This is a genomic window from Pseudomonas sp. MDT1-85 (assembly GCF_054898065.1).
In genome coordinates, this window is sequence record NZ_CM142715.1 from 190,813 (window position 1) to 209,861 (window position 19,049).

The window sequence follows — 19,049 nt, forward strand, 5'->3', positions numbered from 1 at the left end:
ACAGTGAGGCCAGCCAGCGGGCGACCGTTGAAAATGACCGCCTTACCCTAGATGACTACAAATCCGGCACACAGTTCTGAAAAGTTGTAGACGCTCACACCTCATCCTTAAGCTTGAGCAGGGGTTCCTGAAAGCGTAGCAAACGCCCCGCATTACCGAGCACCAATAACGTGCTCAAGTTGTGCAACAGCGCGGCAATCATCGCGCCTGCCGCGCCGAGCCAGCCGAATGCGGCGAACGCGACGATGGCCAGGGTCCAGCCCAAACCGATAATCACGTTGACCTGCAAGGTCTGCCGACATTGGCGACTCAAGCGCACACAGGTTCCGAGCCGGCGCAGGTCGCTGCCGATCAATACGATATCGGCCGAAGCCAGCGCGATGTCCGCACCGCCCGCGCCCATGGCCACCCCGACCACACCGGCCTTGAGCGCCAGGGAATCGTTGATGCCGTCTCCCACTACCATTGGCCGGAATCCGCTGCCGATTTCTTTCAGCACACGATTGAGTTTGTCCTCGGGCAAAGCCTGGGCCTCGACATCGCTGATGCCCACATCCCGGGCCAGCGTGTGCGCAACGCTCTGCCGATCCCCGGTGAGCAACAACTGACGACCCAAACCCAGTTCACGCAATTCGCTCAGGGCAAACCGCGCCTCGGGTTTGATACTGTCGGCGAGCAACAGCCAGGCGAGAAACTCACCGTTGAGTGCCAGCCCGGCAATCGGGCCGTCGTGTTCGGGAACAGTTGAAGTGTCGATGCCCAATTGCGCGAACAGCTCCGGACGACCGAGGGCCGCTTCGCCCTGCTCGGTCATCGCCACTACGCCCAGCCCCTGACGCTCATGAATGTCAGAGAGCAGCAGAAAGTGTTCCTGAGAGACCAACCCGGCCAATGCACGGCTGACCGGGTGGCTGCTGGCGGAACCGAGGCTGGCGGCGAGTTTCAGTACGTGACTGCGATCCTCCAGCGGACTGTCGATGGATTGCAGGCGCAAGGTGCCGAACGTCAGGGTTCCGGTCTTGTCGACCACCAACGATGTCAAGTCAGCCAACTCTTCGAGGAACGCCGAGCTGCGAATCAGAATCCCGTGCCGAGCCGCCACCGCCACCCCGGCAATCGCCGTGGCCGGTGCCGACAACACCAATGCACAAGGGCAAGCCGCGACCAACACCGCGAGCATCGCTTGGGCATCGTTGGTCACGAACCAGGTCACGGCGGCCAGCAACAACACCAGCACCATGTAGCTGCCGGCGTAGCGTTCGAGCAAACGGGTGATCGGCGGCTTGGAACGTTCGGCGCTTTGCATCAGCGCGATGACTTTACCCAGGGTCGATTCGTTACCGGTGCGGGTCACTTCAATGCGCAGCAGGCCATCCAGATTGATCGCCCCGCCGAACACCGGCATGCCCACGCCAGCTTCTATTGGCACCGACTCACCGGTAATCGAGGCGGTGTCGAGGCTTGCCTGACCGGACAACACCCGGCCATCCGCCGGCACTCGATCACCGGCGCGCACCTCGACGAGGTCACCGGCCTTGAGTGTGCCGTTGTCGACTTCTACAACGGAACCGTCAGCCTGAATCTTGCGCGCATGGCTGCGAGTCAGTTTGCCGAGCGCATGAATCGCTTCCTGGGAACCGATCACGCTGCGCTCTTCCAGCACGTGACCGAAGATCATGATGATCGGTAGCAGTGCCGCAGTGAGCAAATCACCAGTGGCCCAAGCACCGAGCATGGCCAGGGCGATCAGTTGATCGGTGATCCCGTGCAGGCTCGGATAACGCAAGCTGTACCACGCCGAGCGCATGACCGGCACGGCCACCAGCAAGGAAGCGAAACCCAGCAGCAATTGACTCACACCGGTCTGCTCCGGCGACAACCAGCGCCAGAGCAGGCCCAGCGCAAGCAACCCAAGCGCAAGCATGGCCAGGGTCAGCTGGCGCGCGGCACTACGTTGTTCAGCCGAGGACAACATGCTCGGCGCGGCGGCGGTTTGGGCAGTCATTGCGTAGCTCCCTGAATGATCAGGCGGGAATCGTCTTTCGGATCAACTGTGGTCACCGAGCCGGCCTGCCCGAGAATCTTCGGCATCCGCTCACGGTAAATACGCAGCAGCATTTGCGGATCGGTGCCTTGCGGTTGCGCCTTGGCCAAACTCAGCACCGTGGCGGTGTCGGCAGAAGCTTTTGCCAGGCGTTCGCTGGCTTGGGCGTGAGCCACTTGCAGCGTGCGGTCGGCTTGTTCGTTGGCGCTCTGAGTCAGCTTCTCGGCTTCAGTGCGCGCGTTGGCCACGGCTTTGTCGGCCTGCTGGCTGGCGGTTAATACCGCGTTGAACGCGTTCACCGCCGGGCCGGGCAGACTCGATTGCACATCGACCCGCGCCACTTCGATGCCCATCCCCTGCCCCGTCGCCGTCAGTTCGGCCAAGCGCTGATTGATGCCCCGCACCAGATCGCCACGTAGACGTTCGCGGCGCTCGGCGGCCTGATTGTCGGCACCGATCAGTTCCGGTCGAGCCACCAGAATGGTGTCCAGATCTCGTGCGGCAGTGAGCGCCACAGCACTGCGCGTCACCAGCCGATCCAGCGCCGGCAGCACATGTTCACCCTGAAGAACGAAGGCATAGGGCTCGGTGACTTTATAGAACACCCGCACATCCAGTTGCACGACGCCTGCATCACCGGTCAACAAATAACCAGAGCCGGCGAGCGCATCGCTGATGGGCGTGGCGAAACTCGCGACTCTATCCGCCTGCAATGCAGCATCGGTGCGCAGCAGATTTTCCACCCGGCGCTCGATCACCCGATCCGCTGCCGGCAACAAGATTACCTGCTCGAACGGGCGCGGCCATGCCAACAACAAACCGGCATTTTGAATGCGATCCAATGCGCCGAAGTGCAGCACCGCGGCACGATTTTGCGGGTCGATTTGCCGCACATTGGAGAATGCCCACGCCAGCGCAGCCAGCACAGTCACGGCGTAAAGCGCCAGAAAAGCCAAGCGCCCGGCCTGTATCCAGGGGCTGCTCAACTCATTTGTTCCACGTGGAACTAAACTCATGGCGGCGACCCGGACTTGTTATCCAGCGTCGGCGGGCCGTCAACCAACACCCGAAACGGCGCGGCATCGGTGCGTAAAATCAGTTTGGTGCTTGGCGTGACGATGGTGCCCAAGGTGTCGAGAGAGCGCAGCAAGTTGTAGAGCTGCGGCGAACCGGCGTAAGCACGGCCGTAAATTTGCGCGGCTTCGACGCGGGATTGGGCTTCGATGTCCGCAGCTTTCACTGTCGCATCAGCTTGCACGATTCGCGCATCACGCTCGGCCGCAGAGCGAATTTGCGCAGCTTCACGCTTGCCGATGGCCGTGCGTTCAGTGGCGATGGTTTCACGCTCGGCGCGCATACGATCGACAGTCGCGGTGAGCGTCACCGACGGCAACGTCAGACGTTCGATGCCCACTTGCAGCACTCGCACGCCATAGGTGGTGAGCAACTGCTGATCAATCTGTTGACGCAGCTGCGCTTCAAAATCGGCGATGCGTACCTGGTTGGCATCGGTGTTCACCAGGTTGGCCAGATCGAAACTGCTGGCGGTGGTTTCCAGCGCCGAGCCGACAAAGGTGCGGATCTGCCGCGCGGCTTCGTCCGGCTGGTTCTGTACGGCGCGCATAAAACGTTGCACGTTGTCCGGATCACCCTGCACCTGCCAGGCCACGTAGGCTTGCACGATGATGCGCAGGCCATCGCGCGTGCCCACATCCTGCAAACCGCTGGAGGTGGTGCGCAGGCGCAGGTCCACCGGGATCGCTGCCTCGAACGGTGCCGGCCAGCGCCAGCCAAGACCCGGTTGCAGCAACACCCGCGATGGATTGCCGAAGCGCGTGATGACCGTGGCCTCTCCCGAACGCACTTGCACCAGGCTCGCCGCCGCGATGGCAAACGCCACCAGCAACGCCGCCCAACCCATTCGCCGCCACGGGAAAGGGCCAGCTTCGTGTGGATCGCCGTGGTGATGATGGTGATGGCCGTGGGGATGCCCGCCATGGCCGTGATCGTGGCCGGCGTGATCATCGTGATCGCGATTGTGTGTAGGCGTCGGCTGGCTCAATGGATGGCTCCTGGCTGAGCGGAATTACGCGGCGGCGCAGGGTCAGCCGGCAGCGTGAATGTGCGTAGGTCGATGGTCGGCGCATTACCGCTGCCGCCCAGACGATGATCGAGAACCAGTAGCTTGGCGTTGGCCAAACCTTGGGTCAGTTGGCTGAGGTATTGCTCCAGTACAAAGGCCTGGCCGGCGCTGGAAAACGCCTTTCGCTCGGCGGCAAATTTCAGGTCGGCGGCCTGAGCGGTCGAGTTGATTTCATGAGCACTGGCCGTGGCTTGATCGTGAGCGATGCTGGCTTGCAATCGCGCCTGGTTGGTCGCCTCCGCCGCAGCGCCGCGCTCACGGGAAATCAATGCCTGAGCACCAATCTGCGCCGCTTGCACGCCGTGATAAGCATTGGCCGCCCCCGCTGGCGGGTGGATGGCCTCGACCACCGTGGCAAGAATTTCCACGCCGCTGTCGAGTTTTTGCAGGTCAGCCTGCACGGCGCGGCCGATCTCTTCGGCGAGCCCTACCCTGTCCTCGCCGAGCAAACCATCGAGGGTTCGCGAGGCGAAATCGTGAACCAGAATCCGGCTGGCGGTGCTGCGGATCAGCGTCGGTACATCGGCGCTGTTGTAGGTCGCGGCCAGCGCCGCCTGATCGCTCAGGCCGATTCGATAGACGAAGCGCACATCCATGTTGACGATCTGAAAGCTCTGTTTGTCGGCGCGGCTGCTGGCGATGACCTGCGATTTGTCGTTCACATGGCTGGCGTCCCACAAGCGATTGGCAATCGCCGGTGCCGGTCCTTCGGCCGGTTCGGCTTTGACCGGTGCCGACGTTTCGCCCACGCTGGTGGCCAACTCATGGACTACGCCGTTCTCGACACTCAGCACGCGACCCAACGGCCACGGAAGACCGGCATGCAAACCGGGACCGAAAACTTCCACCGGTTTGCCAAAGCGCTCATAGATACCGCGCCCCTGCAGCGGTATTTCGTGAATGCCGGTGAGCGACCAACCGACGATTGTCACCACCGCCAGCACCGGCAAAAACGCCCGACGCATATAGGTGAAGGCCCAGATTTGTCGCAGGTCGATACCGAAGCGGTTGTGCAATTCGTGCTGCAATGCGAGCAAAGGTTGCGGCGGCCAGCGCAGCATGTCGGCGACAAAACTTCGCGCCAGCAAGGCCGGTTCCAGCTGTTCACGACGAGGGCTGAACAGCGACAACACGGCGCGCAGTAGCAACTCGACGGCGACCAGCCCTGGCAGCAAGCCGATCAGCACCGCCAGACGCACCGGCCAGACCGATGTTTCGCTGCCGAACAACAAACACAGTGCGCTGAGCACCAGGCAAATAATCGCGACCCGCGTCAGCTGCGCCAACGACCCGGCTTCGGGCCACTGAGCGACGTTTTCCTGCGCCAGTTGCCGCTCCAGCACCAGCAAACCGAAAGCCAGCAACAACGATAGCGCGGCGCCGACACTGGCCGACAACCCCAACGTAGCGGGCGGCAAGGTCAGATTCCAGACTTGCTCGATGCTGTACAACGTCAAAAACGCCCAGCCGCCAAGCCAAAGCGTCGGTGCCCCGATCTGCCCCAGCAAACGCAACCAGCGCTGACTGATCCGGTCCAGCAACCGCTCGTACCAGCCTTCGGCGGCAATGGGTTCTTCAGTGACGACCAGCACCGTCGGGTTCATCACTTGTGCGCGCCATTGCGCCACCCACCAGGCCGATTGCAGGCCGCCGACCAGCACCAGCAAACCGGCGCTCTGATTGACCAACAATGCTGACCAGAGCGACTGCGGCGCAAACAGTCCGACAAAAAACGCCAGCACCAAGCCTGATGCCGACAAGGCCCCTAAACCGATTGCCAATTGCCGCAATCGACGTCCTTGAAGGACCGCCTGCTGAAAGCGCGGCAGCCCTGCTATCTGTGCTCCATCGCCATCGAGATCGACTTGCATATCACCCCAGACATTGCTCACGTCACAAAGCGTTACGATATAACGAATAGGGTGAAATTTTCATTCTGAATCGAGGGTATGGCGATGCAGAGGTAGGAAAATCAAAAGATCGCAGCCTTCGGCAGCTCCTACAGGGACCCTGTGACTCTCCATTCCGTGGATGTACACAACCTCTGTAGGAGCTGCCGCAGGCTGCGATCTTTTCGCTTTTCAGGTGGGCAAATGCTCCAACGGCAATGCCCCCGGCGTCTTTACCGTGTGAATCGCAAAGTTGCTGCGGATGTCGCTCACGCCCGGCAATTTCAGCAGTCGCCCGGTGAGAAAACGGTCATAGGCGCGCAAATCCGGCACCACCACTTGCAGCAGAAAATCCGATTCCCCAGACACCAGGAACGCCGAAATCACCTCAGGCAATGCCGTCACGGCCAGGCGAAACGCTTCGGCCTGTTCATCGTTGTGTCGTTCGACTTTGACCCCGACAAACACCGTCAGCCCAAGGCCCACTTCATCTCGATCCAGATTGGCCTGATAGCCGCGAATCACTCCCGCCTCCTCCAGCATCCGTACCCGACGCAAACAGGGTGAGGCGGACAAACCGATTTCGTCAGCCAATTGCACGTTGCTCAGGCGACCGTCCCGTTGCAGCGCGGCGAGAATCTTGCGGTCGTAAGCGTCCAGTTTCATGGTTTGGCAGATCCCGATGGTTCGATCATCATAAAATGGCAGGTTATGCCAAATATCGAAGCTTTAGAAGCTGACTACGCAACCACCTGCCCAGCCCTCCAGCCATAGACTGATCCCACCAAATCGACAACGAATGGGGTGCAACATGGCAGGACTCTGGCTGTTTTTCATGGCACTGGCGGTGGTGTACCTGTTGCCCGGCCCGGACATGATTCTGCTGTTGCAGACCGGCGCGCGTCAGGGCAAAGGCGCGGCGCTGGCCACGGCGTTGGGGCTGGGCATAGCGCGTGGTTGTCATGTAGCCTTGGCCGCGTTGGGTTTGGCGGCGCTGTTCAAGACGGCACCCTGGACCTTCGACGTGGTGCGCCTGGTCGGGGCTGCGTACCTGCTGTGGATCGGCATTCAGTGCCTGCGCACCACGATGCTGCCGAGCTTGAACAGTGCAGGTTCCACATCTGAAAAACCGCATTGGAGCGAGGCGATCCAGCGCGGTTTGCTGACCAACCTGCTCAACCCCAAGGCGCTGCTGTTCTGCTCGGTGCTGTTGCCGCAGTTCATTGATCCGCACGCCGGGCCGGTGCTCATGCAATTTGCGACGCTGGGCATGATGCTGGTGGGTGTCGGGTTGTTGTTCGACAGCGCCTACGCGCTGGTCGGCGCCGCACTGGGTCGCTGGCTGCAACGCAGTCCATCGGCCCAGCGGATGCAGCAGTGGTTGTTCGGCAGCCTGCTGATCGGCTTCGCGGTGCGGCTGACCTTTGTGCAGCAGGCTTGAGGCTTGAAGGTTGAGGGTTATCGCGCTCTACGGCGGCGGCGACTGATCAGTAACAGCGCCGCTGCCGTGATCGCTAACACACCGCCGATCTGCAATGGTTTCTTGTAGGGCCGCAGAACAGATCGCGCAGCGTCGGTGACCTGAGTCACATAACGCTTATCAGCGCTCTGGAAGTCTGGATCCTGGCATTGATGACCGAAATCACCGGCCCAGATCACATACGGTCCCTCCTCTACGTAACGACGGTAGAACGCGCTTTGCTCTTGCAGGCTGGTACCCCACGTTGAAGCCTTGCACAGCACTGAAGCAAACGCCTGACTGGTGTGGGGAAGGTGATCAGCGGCCTTACTCGCCAAGGCTGTGGCGATATAACGGTAATGGAAGCGTTCATCCGGTTGCGCCACCGTGGCTTGCCGACGCTGCACCTCACCTTCGGCTATCAGCGGCCCAACCTTGAGATCGGGAGCCTCCAGGCTGTAATTGCCGCCGAAGGTCGCGTAATCCGGGGACATTTCGTAGCCCAACAACTCCATCCCATCGTAACGGGCCACTGTCGCGGCGTAGTAGTAAGCGAATGCCCGTTTGGTCGGCCACCATTTTGATTCGGCGTCGTGGCGCAACTCACCGTACCACTTGGCCTTGGCCTGCAAGACAGCATTGTCGAAATACCCTGGTGCTTCGCCATAACGCCCTTCACGCAACAACCGTCGTCCCAGCAGATTGCGCAGGCTGGCGGCTACCGACAACGGCACATAATTGTCGCGATCCTGTTGACTGAGCGGCGGCGGTGCGGGCACCTGGGTGTCGACGTACTGCTTGAGTTCATCGAGGGTCAGCACCCGCTCGGCAACGGTGGCCGCGTCGTACCAGTAAATGTTTTGGCTGCGATATAGCTGATCAAAGGCTTGCAGATAATCCCCGCGTTGCAGGGCCAGGATCGCGCTTTCGCCGTCGACCCGGCACTTGGGCTGCACCGTTTCGTAATCCCAGTCCGGGGTCCGTCGTTCGCCCCAGGACTCATTTTGCGGGAAGGCCTGGGCTGCCTTGGCATACGCCGCGGCGGCAGCGCCTTTGTCGCCATCACGCAACGCCAGTTTCGCCCGCAGCCACCACGCGAGGCCACCGTCACCGGCGTGTTCGAGGAAGGCTTTGGCACTGGCGTAATCGCCCTGTTGATAATTCATCGCCGCCAGGCGATCCGCGTTATCCAGACTGCCACGGGTGCTGTTTTGCAGCAGTTTGATCAGTTTTTGTTCGTTCGGCGGTTGATCACCGAATGACCAGCCCAGTCGACTGATCAACGACGCCGTCACCAGTTGCTGCACCGCTTTGCCCTTGAGCAACCCGGCCAGTTGATCGTCTGGCATCGCCGCCAGATCGGCCATCAACAACTTCAACGAGCTGTAGCCCACCGCCGAACCGTGGAGGTTCTGCGTCGCGTAGAGTTCGATAGCACTGTCCCAGTCCCCAGCGGTGCGGGCCACTCGCGCTTCTTCGCCGAGGCTGGCAACACCCAGCTCCAACGGGTCGCTGAAGCCCGCGATGCTCAATTGACGAGTCTGCTCGAAGGCCTTTCGGGATTGAGCCAACAGGTCGGGACCGGCGTCCGCCTCTGAACTCATGGCAAACAATGCCCGCCCCAACGAGTAAGCCGCCCAGGTACTGCGCAACGCGCGTTGATCCCCCGGCAGCGCCAGCACTTTCTGAAAGTATTCGGCGGCCAAACCGTGATCACCGGCGTTGACCGCCACCGCGCCCGCCAGATAGAACCTATGCTCGGCCGGCAGGCTCGCGCCTTGCTCTTCAACCTGATGGGCATCGGTGAGGCTACGCAGCTGTTGCACCAGCGCTTTCTGCCCGGGCGTCAGACCAGCCTGTTCGGCGATGTTGCGCTGACCCGCGTAATCCGGCGCATCGCCGTAACCGTCCCCCGGAATATTGGTGGCAGCCGTGACGTTTTTCAGTCCCGCGATGGCATTCCCGAGGCGGTTGATCTCAAGGTTGAAGTTGCCTTCCGGCAGCTCCGCCAGCGACTGGCCACGGTTGTCCAGCAGGCGCATGGGGAAGTCCGGCCCGCAGGCCAGCGCCGAACCCAACGGCAGGCTGAGGCTCAGGCAAAGCACATGGCGGGGCCAGTTACGGGTGAACATTCGAACCTCCTTGATCAATATGTGCGCAGCGTGCCCAACCGATGGCGCGCTGCCCGCCGGCCGGGATTCGACCCTCGCGCAGGCGGGTGAAGGTAAGCAGATCCGGGCGCTGCTGCAATGCATAACCGGCCAGTGCATCGGCGCCCTCGCAGCCCTGCACCGCCAGAGTCAGGTGTTCGGGCCAGGCGCTGTCGAGATTGCCTTGGTTGTTGACGCTGATGTCGTAGAGGCCGTCCTGCGCCGAGAGCTTCAGCCCCACGCGGCTGTCGAGCGTATCGCCACGCGCCACAGCGACCAGTGTCGTCAGGCTCCAGGCCCTGCGATCATTGGCCAGCGGCAGGCGAAACCAGATCAGCCCGGCCAGATGAGCCGGTGGATCGACGCGCAACTCGGCACCGAGTTTGCTCAGTTGCCGCGGATCCGCCAGTAACTCCCGGCGTTCGCCGCCCCGCTCGATGGGCACTTCACTTTCCACGATCGGTGCGCCACTGACCCCTGGCAACAACGCTACGCCATAAGCCGGCAGCGCCAGATAAAACGGTTTCGGGGTAATGCGGCTCCAGGCCTTGGCCCATTGCCGGGCCTGATCCGGGTCGAACAGCCCACGCCGTGGATCGCTCACCGCATGCACCTGCAATACGTTGCTGTCGACTGTCGCCAGCAGCGCCGGCAATTCGGGGCTGTCGAGCCAGGCCGGCAATGCGGTGATGCTCAGTGGCAAGGAGGCCGGCAGAACAGCGCGTAGATGCGTGAGGAATTCGCGATAGGCCGGTAGCCGGGCGTTGCCCGCATCGTGGTCGATTTCCACGCCGGAGAGGATCAGCCCCTGCCCTTGCCAATCGCTGAGCACCTGCTGGATGTGCGCCGTGACCTCGTCCTGATCCAGTCCCTGGAGCTGGCCATCCAGACGAACCACTGCAATCAGCGGTCGACCATCACGCTTGAGCAGCGCCGAATCGATCCGCGCCCGGCTCCAGCCGGCCTGTGGAAACGCCTGCAAGGCCAGTACGCGCAAGGTCGAGAAGTCGGGGCGGCTATCGCGCAAAGCGGCATCATGGGCCGGCGTCCATTGCCGTTGCCAGACGTAGAGTTGCTGATCGAGTGGCGGTGCGTCCGGTCGCTCGCAACCGTTGAGCAACAGCAATGCGGCGAGCAAGGCCGAAAGACGAATGAAAAACGACATGACTTCCCTGATCTCTAAACACAGGGCTATAGGGTAATGCAGTCTCTCGCCACACAGATACCTGTGGCGAGGGCGAGTGAACCGTTTTTCCGTAGGAGCCAGGCTTGCCGGCGAAGGCGCACTTGAGGACGCTTTCGCCGGCAAGCCTGGCTCCTACATAACAGGCTTGCGGGCAATGATCACCTGACTTTTCGCCACCACTGCGTCCAGCGCCTGTTTGATCTGCGCACCCCGTGGCGAGGACAGCACGGCTTGCCAGGTGTCGGCCCAATGGTTGAGCAACGGGTGGTCGGCATTGCTGAAATCGACCTTGGCTTCCCAGAACAACAGCATCCACATCGACCAATAAAATCCGTACTGGCTGTGGCTGATGACTTCCAGGCCAGCGTCGCTGACCATCGCCTTGAACTGCTCTTCGCTGATGATGCGAATGTGGTTGGGCTTCTGGAAATACTCCGGCGCGGCGATGTCTTTTTGCAGGTCTTCGGAACTCGGGTGTGGAACGCTGAGCAAATACAGCGCCCCGGGCTTGCCGACCCGCACCAGTTCGGCGAGGAACTGCGCAGGATCGTCCACGTGTTCGATGACTTCGGTGGACACCACCCGGGTCGCGGTGGCGTCGGCAATCGGCAGCGGGTTGCAGTCCGTGACATGGCACTCGACGCCCCGCGCCGGCGTATCGCTCAGGCGCTGACGAGTCGCTTCGACCTTGGCGGCGTCGATGTCGGCAATGATGATCTTCGCCCCGCGCATGCCGCAGAAATGAACGTTGCCACCGTCACCGCAGCCCACATCCAGCAGCGTGTCTTCGGGGCTGACCGGGAATCCGCTGAACAGCTCGCCGGTTTGCTGATTGAACCAGCCACTGAGCATCGCATCGTGCAGGCCGAGCATGTACGGGTCGACCTTGTCGGCAACCGAGGGCGCGGGCGTCAGCGGCTTCGCGGCAACGGACGTGCCCGTCGTGAGTTTCTTCAAAAGGCTCAGCATGAGGTGGCTCCAGAGGATGGAAGGGCTGATCGGGACATACGCAAGCGTTGCACCAGATGGGCACCCCGGTTGCGCATGGGCAGCTCGATGAATCGGTAGTTGAGTTCGCTCAGCAGCACGATCAGGGTCATGGCGAAAAACAGCGCCAGTGCCGGCTGCATCGCCACGTCCTGCGAACCGGCAGGCGCGAAACGAAACCAGCCTTCGCGTACGACAAAAAACGCGGGGATGTGTATCAGGTAAATCCCGTAGGAGCGGGCACCCAACCAGACCAATATTTGTTTGAGCTTGCCCTTGGGCAGCAAGTAATCGCGATTGTAGGAAGCAATCCAGACCAGCGCCGCGCACAGCAAGGCATGCGCTCCTGTCCGATAACTCGCCAGATTGAACAGGGGACCCGCCAGAACGCTCAATCCCGCCGCCACACCGATCAGCATCAACGGGCCTGACCAAGGGCGGCGCAACAACTGCGGCTCCCAGGCCAAATAGCTCGGCCTTGAGCTCCACATCGCCAGCAATACGCCCAATGCCAGGGCATCGGTCCTGATGCTCATCAACAGCGCTGAACGCCAAGTGAACAGCTGCACGGCAATCAAGGCCAGCAACACCCACACCAGACGCTTGCGGCAAATGAGGATCAGTAACGGCAGCAACAGGTAGAACTGCTCTTCAAGGGACAGGCTCCAGTAAACGAAACTGGCACCGTATTCGAAGCGCATGAAGCTTTCGGCAAAGCGGAAATTGGCAAACTGCAGGAAACCCGCCAGCGTGGCCTGCAGATTGGCCTGCACCGTGCCAAAGGCACCCGAATGATTGAAAAACAGTGCGCCCGACAACATCAGCAGCAGCCACAACCAGGCGGATGGCAACAGACGAAAGGCCCGGCGAATCCAGAAATCGCGGGTTTCCTGCCAGAAGGCGTGCGGTGTCTGGCATTCACGCAGCAGCGGAATCAGGCCACGGGCGATCACAAACCCCGAGATGACGAAAAACAGGTCCACACCCCACCAGAATTGCCCGTGGGCCGTGCCCGATTCGAAACCCGGCAGCCCTCCCGGAAACGGCATGGTTTGCAGGTGATGCACCAGCACACCAAGCACGGCGATCCCGCGCAACAACTCGATGTCGAGAATCCGTCGACTGCTCATGGCGCAGTCCCGGCCTTTGAGTCGGTCGCCATCGGTTTGCGTGCAATGATCACCTGGCTCTTGGGCATGAACTGATCGAGCATCTGCTTGATCGCCAGCCCATTGGGTTGCGCCAGCAAGTCTTGCCAGGTTTTCGCCCAGCTCTCCATCAGTGGCGGATACGGCGCCTGAATCCGGTCACGTACCGCGCCGCCCAAGTCGCGCCCGGCTGCGCGCTCGCTGGCCCAGAAGAAAATCATGCCCATCACCCAGAAAAACCCGGTGGCCTGACGATGCTCGATCACCAGACCGGCGTCCTCCACCAGCGCGGCGAAGCGTTCCGGGGTAAAAATCTGTACGTGATTGGGCGACTGAAAATAGCTGGCCGGGGCGATGCCCTGTTGCAAATGCTCGCCCACGTGCGCCGGCACGCTCAGCAGGTACTGCGCGCCCGGACGGCCCATGCGCACCAACTCGGCCATGAACGGCTCGGGCTGGTCGATGTGTTCGAGCACTTCCATGCACACGACTTTGCTCGCGCAGCCATCAGCCAGCGGCAACGGCAGGCTATTGCTGACCAGCCCCAGGCTTGGCTTGTCCGTCTGCGCTTCCACTTGCCGGGCCAGGTCTCGGACCTTGTCGTGTTCACTGTCAGTGAAAATCACTGAGGCGCCCTGACGCACCGCAAACAACGTCGCAACGCCCTCACCGCAACCGACATCCAGCAAAGTGTCGTCCGCGGTGATCGCAAAGCCCTTGAGCAATTCGCCGCTTTCGTTCAAAAACCAGCCATCGAGGATGGCGTCATGCAAGCCGACATCGCGCGGTGACACGTTGCCTTGCGCAACCGGTGCAGGCACAGGTTTGGGTTCCGCCACTGGACGCAGCCGCCTCATCAATGCGCGGATCATGCCTCGGGGGTTTCCACGGCAGCCGCAGCGCGGGTTTCGAATAACCGGGCAAGGAATTCTTTCAGACGCTGTTCAGCGGTTGCCTGGCTGCAGAAGTTTTGCAGGCTGGTCACCGCGTGGGCGGACATTTTTGCGTAGCGTTGCGGGTCGTTTTTGGCCACGTCATAGCTGGCCCGATAGGCCGTGCATAACGAGGCCCAGTTGGTGATGTAGCGCAGAGTGCGAAACGCCTTGCGCGGGTCGTGGGGCCAGGCCGTCAGCTCATCCGTGGAGTCGATGAGGAAAGCATTGTCCGCGTCCAGATAATCGATCATCGCCGTGGTGCGCGGCGCCACTGCCGGCTTGCCGCATGACATGAATTCCATCAGTGGCAGGCACTGGCCTTCGCCGTAGGACGTATTCACCACGTAACTCGTGGCCTGCACCAGACGTTCGTAGTCCGCATCCGCGAGGTAGCCATAAATCAACACGATACGGCAGCGGTAGGACTGGTTTTTGTACAAGTGATGAAGGATATCGGTCAGCGCTTCTTCGGCATCGTGATGCGTCAGCTTGAGCACTAGCGTCGCGTCTTCTACCTCGCGGAAGGTCACGCAAAATGCACTCAGCATGTCTTCCCAATTCTTGCGCCCGTCGCCGGGGTTGAACACCGAGGTGTAGATCACACCGTCGAGCACCAGCTCCCGTTCACCAGCGGGCGCCTGAAAGTCGATGCCCTTGCCGGCACGCAAATGCGCAGGACCAAAGGCCCGCAGATCAAGTTGACGACTGTCCGCCAGCAAGCCTTTGATCTTCAATCGCACCTGACGGGCCAATGGCTGATGCTGCAATTGCGCACCGCGTGCGGCAAAGCGATCCCACACCGGTGCCGGTACCGCGACGATCGGATAGTCGGCGCCCATGGCTTCGCGCACGGCATTGACGGTGTAGCTGGAATGGGTGATGGCCGCACCGCTCGCGCGCAATACCGTGCGCCAGTCATTACGCGGTTCACCGGCGAACGGCTCGTTGGGAATGGTGCTGAATTCCCACGCGAACACTGCCAGGGTCGGACAGGCAAAATGAACCGGCGTGCGATGCGGCGGCGAGAACGACAGGAACACGCAGTCTTCGCCACGGGACAGACAGTCGAGGTACAGGGCGTCGACTTCGCTCTGCGGATCGCTGACCTCCACTACCCGCCCCAGTCGCTCCAGCACCGGTCGATACTCTTTGAGCACGAAGTAATAGCTGTACTCCGAACGGCCCAGGTTCCGGGCAATGGTGTGCTGGTTGGTTTCTGAATAAATGATGATCAGCATGAGGCGTTATCCGTGACGGTCGCTGCCGACACACCGTGTGGCGCCAGCCCGAAAAAGTCCGCCAAGCGATGTTGCACCGCAGCGAATGCGCAGTAATCGTGCATGCGCTCGACCGCGGCGTGAGACATCTGCTGATACTCCAGCGGCTGTTCCTTGGCGATCCGATAGCTGTTTTCGTAGGCCGTTTTCAACGACCCCCAGTCCGGTCGATAACGCAGGGTGCGGTAGATGATGCGGGTGTCCTGAGGCCAGATGGTCAGCTCTTCGCTGGACTTGACCACAAACGCCACGCGTTCATCGATGTAATCCTCCATGGCCGTGTGATCCGGGGCGATCACCGGTTTGCCGCTGGCCATGAACTCCATCAGCGGCAGACACAACCCTTCGCAGCGCGAGGCGTTGACGTAATAACTCGCCGCCTCATAGAGACGGGCATATTGCGGATCGTCCAGGTAGCCGTGCATCACCACCACCCGACAGGCGAACGGTGACAGTTGCGCCAGCAAGGTCATCAGCTCGGTGTAATAGGACGACAGGTCGCTCTGGGTAATCTTCAGCACCAGCGTGGCGTCCGCGGTGTCCCGGAACGCCCAGCAGAATGCGCTGATCAGTTGATGCCAATTCTTGCGCCCGTCCCTGGGGTTGAACACAGTGACGTAGACCACGCCGTCGACCCGGGCTTCGACCTGGGCGCTGGTGTCCGGCAAATCCAGCGACACAGGCTCGGGCGCGGCGATTGTCTGTGGACCTGCAATCTTCGGCAGGTAGCCAGCGAGCCGCGCATGAGCAGCGTCCGACAGCAGGTCACGAATCCCCTCCCAGTACCACTGGCTTAAAAAATGAGTGCGGTGAACCGGGATCGGTTGCGCTTTGCCCAGGTCCAGCGCCCACAGGCGCAAGTAGTGCCTGGCGATGACGAAACGCCGTTTCAGCGTCAGCGGCGGCGGCTTCAAAGCCTCCAGCGCGGCTAACTCCTCGGCGGTCGGCGGGACCGGAATCAGCGCATCGGCGCTAAGCCCGAGCGTGCGCGTGTCAAAAATGCAACCCTTGATGTCCAGCGTTGAACCGGCATTGACCGGCACACTGGTATGGCGGCTACGAATGGCTGCGAAGTTTTCCCACAACGGGGTCGGCAAGACCAACACCGGAAAGTCTTCGCCCATGGCCCGACGGATCGCCCGGGCGGTATGGCTGGAAAGCGTGATCACCCGGCCCTGGCGCGCCAACATGCGGGTCCAGTCCTGCCGGGGATCGTTGTCCCACTGCTCATCGGGAATCGAATCGAACTCCCAGGCCACCACACAAATTGTCGGGCACTCAAGGTCGTTCGGGGTTTTCTGCGGCGGGGTGAAAGACAGGAACAGGCTGTCTTCGCCGGCGGCAAGCAGTTGCCTGTAAAGGGGGTCGACCTCAGCGGGGGAGGACACCACATGCACCCGCCCAAGGCTTTCGAGCACTGGGCGATAAGCCTTGAGCACGAAGTAATAACTGTATTCGGGGCGACCGAGGCTCTGGCTGATGGAGCTGTCGTTGACGTCCGAGTAAAGAATAAAATTCATGGCATCCCACGATGAAGCCGCCATCCCGGCAACCTCACTCTATGACGGCGAAGCCACGGATCGAGTCGGCGTGTACCCGCCCTCGTCTATAGTCTTCGTGTCCGTCTACGTTCTTGTTTTAGTGGTCAGTTTCGCGGAGTTTCAAAACAACCCTGCCGAACCCTGGTCGATCGTGACGAGGGGCATTCTAAACACATCCGTTAAGGGTTCGTGAACCGCTCGGCGAGAATAAATAGGCCTGCAAAACGAGAACTGACCAGTCACGGCAGGACCTGTTGAAATTGCTGCGCAATTGGCACAGATTGGCTACCAAACAACTACAACAACGACTTCTCCAGTTTTCCTACGAAAGATTTTCTTTCGTCTGACAGACTTTCCGTAAAGTCTGTGGGAAATGGCAGAAGTTTAGAATTGAGGGGACCGCGGCTTGAAAAAGCGTCTGTTCGTCACGGGTCTGACCGGATTCGTAGGACAACACATTCAGTTTCGTCTGAAGGCTGATGCTTCGGAATGGGAGCTGCTGCCTGCCCCCTCCCCGTACGATCTCGCATCCCCGAAGAGCCTTGAAGACCTGTGGCCGGAGACGCCCGATGCGGTCATTCACCTGGCCGGCCAGACCTTCGTCCCCGAAGCCTTCCGTGATCCGGCACGTACGCTGAATATCAACCTGCTCGGCACCCTCAACCTGCTTCAAGCCCTCAAGGCCCGAGGCTTCAATGGTACGTTCCTGTACGTAAGCTCCGGTGACGTCTATGGCCAGGTCAACGAAACCGATCTACCCATCACCGAACTCCAGCCACCCTGCCCGCGCAATCCTTATGCCGTGAGCAAACTGTCGGCGGAGTTCCTGAGCCTGCAATGGGGCCTGAGCGAGGGTTGGCCAGTATTGGTCGCGCGCCCGTTCAACCACATCGGCACCGGGCAGAAGGACAGCTTCGTCATCGCCAGCGCTGCGCGGCAGATCAGCCGGATCAAGCAAGGCCTGCAGGCACCCCAACTGGAAGTCGGTGACATCGACGTCACTCGCGACTTCCTCGATGTGGGCGACGTGGTGTCGGCCTACTTCGCATTGCTGGAAAAAGGCACGCCGGGGCAGGTCTACAACATTTGCTCGGGGCGCGAGCAAAGCATTCGCAGTTTGATCGAACAGCTGGGGGACCTCGCCCAGGTCAGTATGCAACTGATTCAGGATCCGGCGCGTCTTCGCCGCGCGGATCAGCGTCGCGTTTGTGGCAGCCATGCCAAGCTTGCCCAGACCACAGGATGGACGCCTGAAATCACAACACAACAATCCCTGCGGGCGATCCTGTCCGACTGGGAGAAGCGAGTACGACAAGAATGACAAAAAGTGCATTGATCACAGGGATCACCGGTCAGGACGGCGCGTATCTGGCCAAACTACTGCTCGACAAGGGTTACAAAGTCTTCGGCCTGGTGGCGCGGCGCAGCAGCGATTCCCGTTGGCGACTGCGTGAGACGGGGATCGAGGGCGATATTGTCTATCTGGATGGCGATATGGCCGATGCCTGCTCGGTGCAGCGCGCGGTCATCAAATCGGCGCCGGACGAGGTTTACAACCTGGCGGCGCAAAGCTTTGTCGCCGCCTCCTGGGATCAACCGGTGACCACCGGCATCGTCGACGGCCTGGGCGTGACCCACCTGCTCGAAGCGATCCGCCAGTTCAGTCCGCACACTCGCTTCTATCAAGCGTCCACCAGCGAAATGTTCGGCTTGATTCAGGCCGAGCAGCAAGACGAAAACACACCGTTTTACCCGCGCAGCCCTTACGGCGTGGCCAAGCTCTATGGCCACTGGATCACGGTGAACTATCGCGAAAGCTTCAACCTGCACGCCAGCAGCGGGATTCTGTTCAACCACGAATCACCGCTGCGCGGCATCGAGTTCGTGACCCGCAAAGTCACCGACGCCGCTGCTCGTATCAAACAGGGCAAACAGCAGGAGCTGCGCCTGGGCAACATCGACGCAAAACGCGATTGGGGATTTGCCGGCGACTACGTTGAAGCCATGTGGCTGATGCTGCAACAAGACAAGCCTGATGATTACGTGGTCGCCACCGGCGTGACCACCACCGTGCGCGAAATGTGCCGCATCGCCTTTGATCACATCGGCCTCAACTACCGCGACTACGTGAAGATCGACCCGGCGTTTTTCCGCCCGGCCGAGGTAGAAGTGCTGCTGGGTAACCCGGCCAAGGCCCAGCGCGTACTGGGATGGAAGCCAAAAACCGATCTGGACACCTTGATCCGCATGATGATGGATGCGGACATGAAACGCGTTGCCAAGGAGTAGG

At 61.0% G+C, this 19,049-nt stretch carries 15 protein-coding genes; 3 read left to right on the forward strand and 12 right to left on the reverse strand.

What is annotated here, in order from left to right; genetic code table 11:
• Positions 1–94 precede the first annotated feature (94 nt).
• The 5 genes from ACYZT2_RS00915 to ACYZT2_RS00935 all read right to left on the reverse strand — a co-directional run bounded on the left by ACYZT2_RS00915 (position 95) and on the right by ACYZT2_RS00935 (position 6,742).
• Complete coding sequence (locus ACYZT2_RS00915; protein ID WP_461969344.1) at positions 95–2,005, reverse strand: cation-translocating P-type ATPase; 1,911 nt, start codon at positions 2,003–2,005, stop codon at positions 95–97.
• Positions 2,002–3,060: a protease modulator HflK gene (hflK, locus tag ACYZT2_RS00920; RefSeq protein ID WP_461969346.1), complete on the reverse strand. Its 1,059-nt coding sequence runs from the start codon at positions 3,058–3,060 to the stop codon at positions 2,002–2,004. The genes ACYZT2_RS00915 and hflK (ACYZT2_RS00920) overlap by 4 nt, the downstream gene beginning before the upstream one ends.
• Entirely contained in the window at positions 3,057–4,106 is a 1,050-nt protein-coding gene (gene hflC, locus ACYZT2_RS00925; RefSeq protein ID WP_461969348.1) for a protease modulator HflC, read from the reverse strand. Before hflC ends, hflK (ACYZT2_RS00920) begins: the two co-directional genes overlap by 4 nt.
• Complete coding sequence (hflK, locus tag ACYZT2_RS00930) at positions 4,103–6,058, reverse strand: protease modulator HflK (RefSeq protein ID WP_461973303.1); 1,956 nt, start codon at positions 6,056–6,058, stop codon at positions 4,103–4,105. The genes hflC and hflK (ACYZT2_RS00930) overlap by 4 nt, the downstream gene beginning before the upstream one ends.
• A gap of 210 nt (positions 6,059–6,268) precedes the next feature.
• Entirely contained in the window at positions 6,269–6,742 is a 474-nt protein-coding gene (locus ACYZT2_RS00935) for an Lrp/AsnC family transcriptional regulator (protein ID WP_449438355.1), read from the reverse strand.
• A gap of 145 nt (positions 6,743–6,887) precedes the next feature.
• Here ACYZT2_RS00935 and ACYZT2_RS00940 point away from each other — a divergent pair, with 145 nt between their 5' ends.
• Positions 6,888–7,517, forward strand: a complete 630-nt coding sequence (locus ACYZT2_RS00940; RefSeq protein WP_461969351.1) for a LysE family translocator — start codon at positions 6,888–6,890, stop codon at positions 7,515–7,517.
• A 17-nt stretch (positions 7,518–7,534) separates the two neighbouring features.
• On the opposite strand, the gene ACYZT2_RS00945 is transcribed toward ACYZT2_RS00940, so the two are convergent.
• From ACYZT2_RS00945 to ACYZT2_RS00975, 7 genes are all read right to left on the reverse strand, one after another.
• The gene (locus tag ACYZT2_RS00945) at positions 7,535–9,667 is read right to left on the reverse strand and encodes a hypothetical protein (protein WP_461969353.1); all 2,133 of its coding nucleotides are present in this window, start codon (positions 9,665–9,667) and stop codon (positions 7,535–7,537) included.
• A complete protein-coding gene (locus ACYZT2_RS00950; protein WP_461969355.1) occupies positions 9,654–10,850 on the reverse strand; it encodes a DUF3142 domain-containing protein in 1,197 nt (398 codons plus the stop codon). The genes ACYZT2_RS00945 and ACYZT2_RS00950 overlap by 14 nt, the downstream gene beginning before the upstream one ends.
• 153 nt (positions 10,851–11,003) lie before the next feature.
• Positions 11,004–11,840 (reverse strand): class I SAM-dependent methyltransferase, encoded by an 837-nt coding sequence (locus ACYZT2_RS00955; protein WP_461969357.1) that lies wholly within the window; start codon positions 11,838–11,840, stop codon positions 11,004–11,006.
• Positions 11,834–12,988: an acyltransferase family protein gene (locus tag ACYZT2_RS00960; protein ID WP_461969359.1), complete on the reverse strand. Its 1,155-nt coding sequence runs from the start codon at positions 12,986–12,988 to the stop codon at positions 11,834–11,836. Before ACYZT2_RS00960 ends, ACYZT2_RS00955 begins: the two co-directional genes overlap by 7 nt.
• A complete protein-coding gene (locus tag ACYZT2_RS00965; RefSeq protein WP_461969361.1) occupies positions 12,985–13,878 on the reverse strand; it encodes a class I SAM-dependent methyltransferase in 894 nt (297 codons plus the stop codon). The genes ACYZT2_RS00960 and ACYZT2_RS00965 overlap by 4 nt, the downstream gene beginning before the upstream one ends.
• Positions 13,875–15,179 carry a glycosyltransferase gene (locus tag ACYZT2_RS00970; RefSeq protein ID WP_461969363.1) on the reverse strand — a complete coding sequence of 435 codons (1,305 nt, stop codon included), beginning with the start codon at positions 15,177–15,179 and terminating at the stop codon, positions 13,875–13,877. The genes ACYZT2_RS00965 and ACYZT2_RS00970 overlap by 4 nt, the downstream gene beginning before the upstream one ends.
• A complete protein-coding gene (locus tag ACYZT2_RS00975) occupies positions 15,173–16,738 on the reverse strand; it encodes a glycosyltransferase (protein WP_461969365.1) in 1,566 nt (521 codons plus the stop codon). Before ACYZT2_RS00975 ends, ACYZT2_RS00970 begins: the two co-directional genes overlap by 7 nt.
• A gap of 427 nt (positions 16,739–17,165) precedes the next feature.
• On the opposite strand from ACYZT2_RS00975, the gene ACYZT2_RS00980 reads away from it, so the two are divergent.
• Both ACYZT2_RS00980 and gmd read left to right on the forward strand, forming a co-directional pair.
• Positions 17,166–18,080 carry a GDP-mannose 4,6-dehydratase gene (locus ACYZT2_RS00980; RefSeq protein WP_461969367.1) on the forward strand — a complete coding sequence of 305 codons (915 nt, stop codon included), beginning with the start codon at positions 17,166–17,168 and terminating at the stop codon, positions 18,078–18,080.
• Entirely contained in the window at positions 18,077–19,048 is a 972-nt protein-coding gene (gene gmd, locus ACYZT2_RS00985) for a GDP-mannose 4,6-dehydratase (protein WP_461969369.1), read from the forward strand. Before ACYZT2_RS00980 ends, gmd begins: the two co-directional genes overlap by 4 nt.
• The last annotated feature ends 1 nt before the right edge of the window (position 19,049 follow it).